The 10,803-nt window shown below is 55.3% G+C and carries 11 protein-coding genes and 1 pseudogene; 4 read left to right on the plus strand and 8 right to left on the minus strand.

The window, feature by feature from the left end; all coding sequences use genetic code 11:
- Both ACTG3T_RS06085 and ACTG3T_RS06090 read right to left on the minus strand, forming a co-directional pair.
- Positions 1–2,159, minus strand: a 2,159-nt coding sequence (locus tag ACTG3T_RS06085; RefSeq protein ID WP_439101372.1) for a S9 family peptidase, incomplete at its 3' end; no start/stop codon positions are given.
- A 191-nt stretch (positions 2,160–2,350) separates the two neighbouring features.
- Positions 2,351–2,986 (minus strand): oxidoreductase, encoded by a 636-nt coding sequence (locus ACTG3T_RS06090; protein ID WP_439101373.1) that lies wholly within the window; start codon positions 2,984–2,986, stop codon positions 2,351–2,353.
- Positions 2,987–3,312: 326 nt separating this feature from the next.
- Between ACTG3T_RS06090 and ACTG3T_RS06095 the strand changes: the two genes are divergently transcribed.
- Entirely contained in the window at positions 3,313–3,675 is a 363-nt protein-coding gene (locus ACTG3T_RS06095) for a DUF3192 domain-containing protein (RefSeq protein WP_439101374.1), read from the plus strand.
- Positions 3,676–3,705: 30 nt separating this feature from the next.
- Here ACTG3T_RS06095 and ACTG3T_RS06100 read toward each other — a convergent pair whose 3' ends face one another.
- The 3 genes from ACTG3T_RS06100 to ACTG3T_RS06110 are packed head-to-tail and all read right to left on the minus strand — an operon-like array spanning position 3,706 to position 5,406.
- Positions 3,706–4,758 carry a BtrH N-terminal domain-containing protein gene (locus tag ACTG3T_RS06100; RefSeq protein ID WP_439101375.1) on the minus strand — a complete coding sequence of 351 codons (1,053 nt, stop codon included), beginning with the start codon at positions 4,756–4,758 and terminating at the stop codon, positions 3,706–3,708.
- Positions 4,759–4,785: 27 nt separating this feature from the next.
- Positions 4,786–5,187 (minus strand): DoxX family protein, encoded by a 402-nt coding sequence (locus ACTG3T_RS06105; RefSeq protein WP_439101376.1) that lies wholly within the window; start codon positions 5,185–5,187, stop codon positions 4,786–4,788.
- 6 nt (positions 5,188–5,193) lie between these two features.
- Entirely contained in the window at positions 5,194–5,406 is a 213-nt protein-coding gene (locus tag ACTG3T_RS06110; RefSeq protein WP_439101377.1) for an RNA-binding S4 domain-containing protein, read from the minus strand.
- Between the two features lie 105 nt (positions 5,407–5,511).
- Between ACTG3T_RS06110 and ACTG3T_RS06115 the strand changes: the two genes are divergently transcribed.
- Positions 5,512–6,072 carry a hypothetical protein gene (locus tag ACTG3T_RS06115; protein WP_439101378.1) on the plus strand — a complete coding sequence of 187 codons (561 nt, stop codon included), beginning with the start codon at positions 5,512–5,514 and terminating at the stop codon, positions 6,070–6,072.
- Here the strand turns inward: ACTG3T_RS06115 and ACTG3T_RS06120 are convergent.
- Positions 5,979–6,722, minus strand: coding sequence for a hypothetical protein (locus ACTG3T_RS06120; protein WP_439101379.1), 744 nt, complete (start codon positions 6,720–6,722; stop codon positions 5,979–5,981). The two genes, ACTG3T_RS06115 and ACTG3T_RS06120, sit on opposite strands and share 94 nt — an antisense overlap.
- A gap of 226 nt (positions 6,723–6,948) precedes the next feature.
- Between ACTG3T_RS06120 and ACTG3T_RS06125 the strand changes: the two genes are divergently transcribed.
- Positions 6,949–7,323 (plus strand): rhodanese-like domain-containing protein, encoded by a 375-nt coding sequence (locus ACTG3T_RS06125; protein WP_439101380.1) that lies wholly within the window; start codon positions 6,949–6,951, stop codon positions 7,321–7,323.
- A 12-nt stretch (positions 7,324–7,335) separates the two neighbouring features.
- On the opposite strand, the gene ACTG3T_RS06130 is transcribed toward ACTG3T_RS06125, so the two are convergent.
- Entirely contained in the window at positions 7,336–8,262 is a 927-nt protein-coding gene (locus tag ACTG3T_RS06130) for a metallophosphoesterase family protein (RefSeq protein ID WP_439101381.1), read from the minus strand.
- A gap of 217 nt (positions 8,263–8,479) precedes the next feature.
- Positions 8,480–10,387 carry an acyltransferase family protein gene (locus ACTG3T_RS06135; protein WP_439101382.1) on the minus strand — a complete coding sequence of 636 codons (1,908 nt, stop codon included), beginning with the start codon at positions 10,385–10,387 and terminating at the stop codon, positions 8,480–8,482.
- Positions 10,388–10,601: 214 nt separating this feature from the next.
- Between ACTG3T_RS06135 and ACTG3T_RS06140 the strand changes: the two are divergent.
- Positions 10,602–10,803 (plus strand): annotated as a pseudogene (locus ACTG3T_RS06140) (hypothetical protein); the annotation flags it as partial.

The raw sequence follows: 10,803 nt of genomic DNA on the forward strand, positions 1-10,803 counted from the left end.
AACGGCTTATTCAGCCTGACCAGCTCGTTGATGAGTCGCTCGCTGCTCTGATAGTGCACGTTGTCATCCCCGGTGCCGTGCACCAGTAACAGCTCACCCTCGAGGTTTTTAGCGTGGGTGATAGGAGAGGCTTCAGCGTAATCATCGGCGTATTCCTCAAGCAACCCCGAGTAGCGCTCCTGATAGATGGCGTCGTAAAGACGCTGATCCGTCACCGGCGCCTGGGATACCCCCACTTTGTACTGCCCGGGGTAACGGAACAGCATGTTGAGCGTCATGGACCCACCGCCGGAATGACCCCAGATGCCCACGTTGTCCGCGTCAATGTAGGACCAGCGCTCGGTCATCGCTGCAAGGGCGTCGGATTGATCCCGGGAGGCGAGAATGCCGATGCCGCCGTACACAGACTGCCGCCAGTCCCTGCCGCGGGGGGCGCGGGCGCCGCGACTGTCCACGGACGCAATCAGATAACCCTGCTGTGCCATGTAAAGATGCCAGAGATGCCGTTTGCCGCCCCAGGCATCGCGCACTGTTTGTCCGGCGACTTCGCTGTATACATAAAAAACAATGGGGTAGCGCTTGCTGGCATCAAACTGCGGGGGCCTGATGAGGTAGCCATCCAACGGTAAACCGTCCCGTGCCTCTACGCGGAAGAATTCCTGTTCTCCGAGACTCAGCTCGGCGATTTGCTCCAGCAGGGCCGCATTGTCCTCAAGTATTGCGATTTCGCGATGCTCCGGCAGTGAAATGAGACGGTACTGCGGGGGCTGCATAAAGCTTTCGTGGGTGTGTACTGCCCACTGTCCGCCTTCCGATACTTGATAGCTGTTTGTCCCTGCAAAATCTGCCGGCGTGATTTTTTCCAGGTTGCCGCTGCCGTCCAGACGGGAGCGAAACAGATAGCGGGCCTCCATGGCGTCGGGGGATGCGATGAAATAAACCCAGCCCGAAGCCTCGTCGACGTGAGCCACGGCCGTGATATCGAAATCGCCGGGAGTAAGGTCTACGAAGGTCTCGCCATCATCAGTGGCGCGATAAATATGCCACCAGCCATCCCGCTCGCTGAGCCAGAGAAAGTCGCCGCTGGCCTTAAGCCACTGCACGTCTTCGACATCAAAGAGATAATGAGGTGCCTGCTCCACAAACACCGTTGATGCTTCACCGCTGTCGGCATCAGCGTAAAACACCGTGTTGGTGTCCTGTCGGCGGTTAAGCTGTTGCACGATGATTTTATCGGAGGAGGGCGCCCAGTCCATGCGTGGCACGTACATTTGCCGCGGGTCCCCCGGGAGATTAGCCCACACGGTTGCGCCGCCCGCTATATTAACGACGCCCACTTGAGCAGCGGAGATGGTCTCGCCTACCTTGGGGTAGGGTACTTCGACGACTTCCGGATACAGCTCATCGGTATTGTTGATGAGCGTGAAATTACGCACGCCCGAGGTGTCAAACTGCCAATAGGCAATCCGCTGACCGTCCGGGCTCCAGCGAAAGCCGTCGCGAATGGAAAATTCTTCTTCGTAGGCCCAGCTCATGATGCCGTTGATGATGTGATCGCCGGCGCGCTCGCTAAGCTGGGTGATTGTTTGTGATTCGAGGTCCTCTACAAAAATGTTTGCCTCTTTGACGTAGGCGACCTGCCCGCCGTCCGGTGAGAACTTGGCAAACTGCAGGGTCGATGGTTTTGCATCGCCGCCGAGCTGACGTAACTCGCCGCTTTTCCGGTCCAGTACCCAGTAATCGCCTCGGCTCTTAACCCGCCAGACTTTCTTGCTGTTGGTGTAAATCAGTAGCTTGCTCTGATCTTTGGACCAGTGGTAATCGTCGATGGCAAGGGGCTGCTCGGCGCCATCAGGGGTGAGCGTATCGACGTCTACCAGCACTCTCCGCTCGTCGCTGTTGGGATCGTAGAAGACGATTTCCTTCGGTGCGGGGGCATCATCCTTTGCGTTGCTCTCGTCCTGCGCGTTCTTGTCATAGCCGGCTGGCGTCTCGAGCATCGTGTAGCCGCTTTTATCACTCAACCACTGCAGCCGACCCGGGGCTTCAGCTTTGAATGCGTCCTCTTTGAAAATAGCGTCGAGCGTGAGTTCCCCTTGCGGAGCTGCGGCAGCGGGCGCCTGTGCCTGCGCCGGAGAGTCGATGTTTGAACAGGCCACTAGAAGAGCTCCAATAATTGCCGCGACCAAAAGACGCAGACAGTGAGAGTTTGCAGAAAACATAGTGTGATTGTGCCGTGAATAAAAAAGAGATTGTGTCGCCATTAAGCGTTGCACTGCAAATCGGTTTGGTGCGAGCGCCCCTGCGCCCTTTTGTCAGCGAGGCTCGGGCCTGGCTCCGGGGTACTGCGTTAGAAGCCCGCCAGCTGATGCAGGGACCGGTTTTCATAGCGGTAGATACCCGCTTGGGCGGCGTCGCACAGCGCAAGAATGGCTGCTCCCACGGCGTCGACGGCGATGCCGGCGTAGCGGTCCAGCGGCCCTTTGAGAAACACCCGCGTCAGCGGGTCGGTGCAACGCAGGAGGGTTTCAACAGGACGGTTCTCCTGCCGTTCTCCCAGCAGTAATCCCGGTTGTACAATGTCGAGACGGCTAAAGCCCAGGGACTCGAGTTCTCGTTCCACTTCGCCTTTTACGCGAGCATAGAAAACCGCGGCTTTGGCATTAGCGCCCACGGAGCTGACGACGATGAAATGCTTCACGCCCGCGTCTTGTGCAGCCCTGGCAAAGGTGAGTACGGCGTCATAGTCCACACTGCGAAAGGCGTCTTTTGAGCCGGCGCTGGCGATGGTCGTGCCCAGGGCACAGATGGCCACGTCAGCGTTTGGCAGATCTATTGGCGTCCGAAAATCCGTGATGATCTCATTGGGTACCCGGCCGGTTGCCCGCCGGCCTACGGTGGTGACCTGCAGTTTCTCCACATCATGGGCTGCAAGCACTGCTTGCCCCACAAGCCCTGTTGCACCGGCCAGAAGCGCTGACGTCATTGCGTCTCGATCGCTGTGGTGGCGAGCAATCTGATCAGGGCAGCTGGGAGAGGATTATTGATGGTGAGCATGATTGCACCTGTGACGGGATTTCCAAGGAGTGTCCCACTGCTTGCTGGGCGCGACAAGCGTGGCGCTGCCCGCTAACACGATCATGATGCCCCCCTGTACCGGGAGATGCGGTGAGCTGAGCAGTCAGTGCGATGGATGGCAGCCTGCGGTGATTGATCTCCCCGGGTATTCATCGAATGATGGACTCATACCGGCGGGGGTGCAGACAAAGCTCTGAGCGACGCCAGATAGATACTACTTACCGAGGAAAAACTGTGAATTCTCTATCCCGAATGACTGCCATCGCACTGTTGTCGTTTGCTGCCAGTGGCTGCGTTTTTATTGATGGCAAATATGTTGATCATAATGATTGGCGTGACGATCAGAGCGATAATCGCGCCATGATCAGCAAGCTGGAAATCGGTACCTCGCGCAACTCGGTGGTTGATAGCCTGGGCACGCCGGCAGATTCCGAGGCCTTCACCCACGATGGCGAGGAACTGCGGGTGCTTTTTTACCGCACCCAGCGCAAACACTCCGATGGTGAGACCACCCGCGATGAGACGACGCCCCTGGTGTTCAAGAATAATCAGCTCATCGGCTGGGGTGACAGCGTTTATCGCGACTATCGCTCCTGAGCCGGATCGTACGCTGACCTATCGGATTACCTAGCCGCTCTTAAGTACCCGATCGCCCAATTGCCCGAACAGTGAATATTCCTGTTCGTAGATATGCTCCAATTTGTTCTCAGCCCGCTTCCACCCTGTTGCGTCTGCAGGCGTAGCGGCAATTGCCTGCAGCATGGGTGAGAGCGCGTTCCATTCCTGCGCTGCGCTTTCTGCCAGTGATACCGCCTTCGAGTCTACGAGATCGGGTCGCTGCACAGCGGCCCAGCGCATAAACGTCGCGAAGTGATCACGGAAGAATCCGCCGCCGGTGCCGAATTTTACGATGGCGTTGTCCAGGTACTGAACGTGCGCCAGCGGGTCCTCTAGCGCTGCCCAACGGGGGAACACATTGATCAGGGTGCGGAGCCCATGCAGTCCCACCGCCAGTTCGCCATCACTACCGCCCCGTAGTTTTTCCATAAGGTCCTGCTGACTATGGTCGAGGTTGAGCATGCGCTCGGCGGATTTTCGAAGGGCGATCCCACAGGCGTCAGCCAGGCTATGACGCACGTCCGTGGAGTGGAACTTGCCCCAGCTGTTGTAGGTGGACAGGCCGCCCGGCGGGTTGCGGCTCAGACGAACGCCCTCGGTGGAGCAGGTCTGGGTCTCTTCGTCAGTGCGATCCGCTACATACACTTCGTCGCGCTCATCGTCAAAACCCAGCAAGACGTAGCGATGACCGGGGAAGTGCACTTTGAACTTTCGGTAGTCCAGGTAGTAGATGTCACCGGATAGCATGGTGGGGCGTCCGGCGATGACTTCCTGTCGCACATCCTCCCAGGCCTGATCGTTGTCGGGATCGGGTGTTTCCCGATAGTCGATACCCAGGGCATCAGTTACGTCGGTTTCGAAGGATGATCCCCGGCCAAAACACATATAGGGCGGTTCGGCATGGGGGTAATCAAAGTAGACGGCGTCCAGTCCCGAACCCAGGCCGAACACCACGCCTTCATCCAGATCCAGACCCGTGTAATGAAAAATCAGATTGCGCATGGAGCCGCTGCCACAGTGGCCGGCGGTGAGGTTTCGATAGTTCTCGATAAGGACGCGCATCAGTGTTTCGCTGCCAGCCTCTGAGGTTTACTGCTTTGCCGCGGGCGTTACACCGGCGACGTATAGGAGCCCCGCCATAATTGCCATGTTCTTGATGAAATTCTGCATCTCGTGGGCCCGCTGCAGTCCTTCTTCCAGCGCCCAGAAGTTATGCATGTAGATGCTGATGACCAACGTGAGTCCCGCGAGAACAAAAGCCATGATCTGCGTACGCCATCCCGCCACAAGGCATGCGCCACAACCCAGCTGCAAAATAATGGTGAGCACCAGCAGCGGTTGCACCAATGGCACGTTGTGGTCCGTCATATACTGCACCATGCCTGCGAACCCCGTAATCTTGCTAATCCCCGGGATGATGAAATACAGCCCAAGAAGGGCGCGTCCGCTCAGCAGCAAGGCACGTTGAGACAGGGCAAGGTTATCGTTCATAAGTCGCTAGACCAGCTGGAGTTGATGGGTTTCGGCGCGAAACTCGATGATATCGCCATTGTGCATTTTGCGTCCCTTGCGCGTTTCAACCTCGCCGTTCACTGATACCTGCCCGTCGCCAATGAGTAATTTGGCCTCCCCGCCGGTGGTCACCAGTCCTTCAAACTTGAGGATCTTGTATAGCTCTACCGGTTCGCGGGTAATTTCGATGATGCGCATAGCATTCCTGGGACAGACATGATGGTGGCGGGAGTTTACCCATCACCGGAGAGGATCACACCTTATCAGCCCAAATGGCGAAGGTGACGCGTGGTGGCTAAATGCGTGTTTTGGAGTGCAGCTCACGCCCAAAACCTGAATGCTCAAAAGGCATGCAAATCCCTCGAGCGGCCCAACATCGATTTTGCCTGTGTCGCTGATCGGGTCACGGCGTATAAGGAGCTGTCACCTAACGCCGCGGCGGTCGCTTTTATCGATCAAAGATACCTGTATGCGCTCGGCAAAGAAAACAGCTACGAAGCCGGTCTGAGGTGCGCTTTCAAAGATCCCATGACCGCCATGGGTATCATGATGGCCTACGAGCCTCTCGGAGGTCGAAAAACGGAGCGTCTTGAAGAGGCAGAGCTCGAGATCTACTACCGCTCTTTTTCCGATTACAGCGATGACGCGCGCACTTCGGATGAACTCGCTGCCATGCGCGGTGAAGCCATGAATATGTCAGCGGAGGACTTTCAGGCGCTGCAGGATGTCGCCCGAGCAAAGCTCTCAGAATGTAATGATCCGGATGCTAATTACTGCTCGGCACTACTGTCTGCCGCTTCACTGCTGTTAGTGTCGGCGGGAGCCTGTTGGGACATGTTCCGCAGCATGGCGCCAATACCCTGAAGGTTGAGGGGCTCCGCGGGAAGCTCAAAGCGCGCCGGGTCTATGTTGTCGCCGTTAATGTCAGTCACGGTCATTTCCTGGCCGTAGCGCAAAAGCCCCGAGTTGATGTCCGCCAGCGCTTTTTGAATCGATGCGGTGCTGTCAGCCGTTCCCTCGGAGGTCAGCTTTGAAGCAACGCCCATCATAAGGAACAGTCCGTCGCGAAATTCCAGTGCTCTGGGATCATCAGAGAGTACTACTTCTTCTATTTGTTCATTGCCGTTTTCGTCGACAAAGTTAAGTTCGTAGACATCGCCCTTGATCCCCGCAACAACTTCTGTTCGTCCGGTTTTGTCCAAAGACCCGATTTCCGAGTTGAACTGTGCCGGTACCGTTGTTGCCACACCGGCACCCATACCCTTCATGGCTGAGCCTGCGTCGATGACGAGGGTACGCCCATCCTGCTGCATGACCGTGTAGATGGATCCGTCGCGCACCACTGCGTAGCCGTCCTGGTCAGGAATGCTGATGCGCAGATACTCGTCACTGTATTCAAAGGTTGACGACGCGCCATCCTTGGAGGTGATGGTGGCCGAGCCAGCGGAGGCTTCGAATACCAGCACTGGCGAGACACTGAGGAGAATAGAAAGACAAATCTTACTGGCGTTCATAAAAACCTCTGAATTCGGATGCTGCGCTGTCTGCCCTTGGGCGCATTTTTGTGTCGACTCTTGAGTTGGCCGGATCGCCCTCAGGAATATTCCCGATAATACTTGCTCATTATGTAAACGAAAACCGTGGGGGCGGGTTCTTTCAATGGCCTTTTGTCGCGATGGGCTCACTCAAGGGTGGGGTAACAGGGCATAATTGCCCGCTCAATCGAAAGGAGTATTCAGCGTGTTAAAACTAATCGGAGTCGCTGTAATGGCCGCGATGCTAGCTGCCTGCGGTAACGCAAAGGAGCCGGGAAATGGGCCGCAAACGTCAGCTTTTGCCGCAGTAAAGGAAGGGGCCTTGCTGGTTGACGTGCGAACGGCAGAAGAATTTGCCAGCGGTCATCTACCCGGCGCAGTCAACATTCCCCATGGCGAAATTGTTGAGGGTCTTAGCGCGCTCAATACACCCAAGTCGACGAAGGTGGTGCTGTATTGTCGCAGCGGCAATCGCTCGGGTATCGCAACGACGAGTCTGACGCAGGCAGGATTCTCCCGGGCGATGAACGCTGGCGCTTACTCGGCGCTCAAACCGGTCTGGGACGCGGCGGGCTCCTGATTAGCCGGTCATCTACTCTGCGGGGCAGTCCTTGGGATCCAGGCAAAGTGCCTCTCCATTGAGGGGGCGCTTCCCGCTTTTATCGAGGATGCCTGACATCTTCAGGTTGGCGATATGTGCGCCGGCGTTGTCCACGGTAACCCATACCACCTGATCCATGGAGAGGCCTGCGTCAGGAAGGAACACACCGCCGGTTGTGGCGAGACGGATGTAGTCTCGACCCTTGCGGGTTTCAAGCTTGTAGTTGTGCCGATGGCCGTGAAAGACCGTGTAGGGTCGCTCACCCAACGCTTCCTCGATGGATTGCCAGCTGGCCATGTCGTCGTTTGCCCAGGGGGCTTTGTGCATGAGCAGGAAGGTCCAGCGGACGTCCTCGTTGGCCTCGATGGCATTACGCATGTAGTTAGCTTGCGCAGTGGAGATCTTCCCGGTTTCGTCCTCGGGCAGATTGGCATAGGGGGTTTTTGCAAAAGCATCCCAACCCGATTGTTTGGCAACTTCAATGGCATCAAGACGTAGCTGTGCTATCTCGTTGAGCCGTTCCAGGGTGTGGTCCTCGGTATCCAGAATCAGGAACAGCACATCGCGATAGCGAACATGGTAGTAGCGCGGTCCGTTTCGCGCCTCCCAGGCTTCGCGCAGCACACCATCCAACAGATCATGGTTACCCCCGGTGTAAAAAACGGGCGCGTCTGCTTGGTTGGCGCGCTCGTCAAAGGACTTCCATTGGGTATCGATTTCAGCTTTTTTTTCACTGCCCTCAATCAAATCGCCGACGTTGACGATGAGTTCGGGCCGAAGCAGGTTCATCTGCGCGACGGCTACCTTAAACACGTCTTCACGCTCACCGCCGGTGAGGTCGGAAAACACCGCGAAGCGGACCGTGTCGCTGTCGTAATTCGCTGCCTTTTGTGTCCATGGTTGCGGGCCGCTGTCCACTGGGAGCTGAATCTTTGGAGAAGGCCCCTGACTATGCTGTTTGGCAGCGCACGCTCCAATGATCAGAATTGAAAAAATCGTAGCGAGCCGGAAAATCACTGATTGTGTCTGATGCATGGGCGCTGTCATGTGGCTTGTCCTGAATTTTACGGGGCTGGTGGATTCGGCTCCCCTGTTATCGATCGCAATGCGATTCGCTGGCCATTTCATGGCTACGCTACCAAAGAAAACTATTGCCCAAAAGAATCTCTGACCCCTTATCAGTCAAATGACCTTTGTCCCGGTACAGCGGTACACCGTTACGTTGGGTTTGGCACGAAGTGCCGTCGCACATGAGATCAGAGAGCCAAAGAATTGGAACGCCGGTGGCTTTGGATACTTGGCTTAAACCGTCGACAACCGGTTTCTGACGTAAAGAGTGGAACTTCAATGAAAGTTCGCAGCCATTTCTCCCCAAAATCAAAGCACCAGTCATCTCACGTTCCAAGCACTCCCCGACGTTGTAGCCCGCGTAAACGGGAGGGGATATGATGAGCGGCCTTTTGCCAGCCGAAATTAGAGCCCTTACTGTTGCAGTCAGGTCTGCTATGACCAGGTCACTCTTATAGGGGACAGCTTTGCCCCTGATCAGCAGTTTGTGTCCTGTGTTATAGAAATAGCCAAAAGGAGAACTCAAAACGACGTTTTCAATCGACGGGCTATCGAGAATGTAGCGTAAAGCTCGGGCGTTGAATTGCATGCATTGCCGGGCTTGGACTGTTCCTTTTGTGATGTGCGCTAAACTCGAGGACGGCGTACAACCAGAGCGGGTTAACTGGATAATAGAGTCATTCGTTGCGGGGTTTTTCCGCAGGCCGGGTACAAGATGCATTGCGTAACTGTCTCCCCAGACAGCTACCTCTGGCTCTTTCTTCGTCTTGCATCTTCCTGGAATTTCGAACGGCGGTTTGAGAACACAAATCCTGTGGATACCGAAATTTTTTCGCCGGATTTCAGCGAAGTCTGGCCCCGGAGTTTCTCTAAGTCCCAGGCTTTGCGTCGCTGGCGGGGCCGCTGCCAAAAGTAAGACGGCTGTCATAGCCGCAAACATAGCGAAGCTGCGGTAGTTGGAGGTATTTCGTGAAGCCCTAAAAGGGGTTTCGATAAACCGGTATTGCGCAACGCTGAGCACAAAGGCCGTAAAAACCAGTCCTATTCTGACGGTCGTTGGTACTGCTCCCAGATAAGCGATTTGCGCAAATGCGAGGAGAGGCCAGTGGATAAGATAGAGGGAATAAGAGCAGTCACCAACCCTGGCAATCCAGTCAATCATCCGAAACTTTGGTAGCCAGTTGTCCTTCCCGACAATCAATAAACAAGTCAGCAAAACAACGAGTAATGCATTACCCCGGGGGTGTTCTGGATCGATAGAGAAAAACAAAAGGGCCAGCAACGCCATGACGGCAAACCATTTCGCCCCCCGCGGGATGGTGAACGATGGCCGATGGAGCATCCATACACTCAAAAGGGATCCGGCGAGCAGTTCCCAGGCCCTTGTGGGGAATGTATAGAAAGCGATTTCGCTCCCTGAAAGGCCTAAAAACTGCCCTGTCATCTGAAGAGCAGCGAGGCATGCAAGTAAACTCAATCCTGTCAGTGCGACTAATAGCGGAATGATCCACCGTTTGGCACAAAGCGCTAATAGAGGGGGAAGCAGGAAATAATATTGCTCTTCCAAAGAGAGCGACCAGATGTGCAGGAGCGGTCGTGTTTCAGCTGCGTCATCAAAATAGCCCACTTGATAAGGCAAAACCATATTTGAGGTAAAGGTTACCGCGCCAAGAAGTTGCTGCAGATAGTCGTCCCATTGTCGGTGCGTTAGGAAGACATAACTCGCCAAAGTCGTAACGAGTAACGTTGAATAGAGGGCGGGTAAAAGTCGGTGAGCTCTTCGCTTGTAAAAGTCGGTATAGGAAAAAGAGTTTTCTTCAATACCTCTTAAGATGAGAGAGGTAATGAGGAATCCCGAAATCACAAAAAAGATATCGACGCCCAGGAACCCGCTCTGAAGCTTGACGATGTCAGCGTGATAAAACACCACCGCGAGAACGGCAATACCGCGCAGAAACTGAATATCTCTACGCAATTTTATTCCCTCCAGAGGTATAGTTCGGCTAAGGCGTGATTAAGGATAACGCAACTTTGGATGGTTCCTTCAAAGTATATTGATCCAGGCAGAGAAAAACTTCGAGAATGACGTTTGCCGTGGCTCATTGGAATCGGTCTTGGTGCGCGGGCGCCCACCTCGATAGACTCAATTCTCAGGCTACAGGGGTTCGAGGATTCGATCAGGGGGATCTATGACTGCAACAGTAAGTCGCATCGGGAGAGGTTTACGTCAATTGGTGTTATGGGGTGTACTGCTGATGTTCGGTGCTCACCTGCTCTCGTTGCTCCTTTCCGGGCAAAGCGCCATGAGTACACCCATCAGCCAATTGAGCAGAGCGTCGGGCAGTGGTGTGCATACCGCTGGTTTAATTCTGCTGGCGTTTGTGCACCTGG

The sequence above is a fragment of the Congregibacter sp. genome (genome assembly GCF_965660375.1).
Classification (GTDB): Bacteria; Pseudomonadota; Gammaproteobacteria; order Pseudomonadales; family Halieaceae; genus Congregibacter.

Bases quoted from the DNA above. Each gene is read 5' to 3' on its own strand.
- ACTG3T_RS06090 (WP_439101373.1), bottom strand. From the start codon at position 2,986: ATGACGTCAGCGCTTCTGGCCGGTGCAACAGGGCTTGTGGGGCAAGCA.
- ACTG3T_RS06100 (WP_439101375.1), bottom strand. From the start codon at position 4,758: ATGCGCGTCCTTATCGAGAACTATCGAAACCTCACCGCCGGCCACTGT.
- ACTG3T_RS06105 (WP_439101376.1), bottom strand. From the start codon at position 5,187: ATGAACGATAACCTTGCCCTGTCTCAACGTGCCTTGCTGCTGAGCGGA.
- ACTG3T_RS06110 (WP_439101377.1), bottom strand. From the start codon at position 5,406: ATGCGCATCATCGAAATTACCCGCGAACCGGTAGAGCTATACAAGATC.
- ACTG3T_RS06120 (WP_439101379.1), bottom strand. From the start codon at position 6,722: ATGAACGCCAGTAAGATTTGTCTTTCTATTCTCCTCAGTGTCTCGCCA.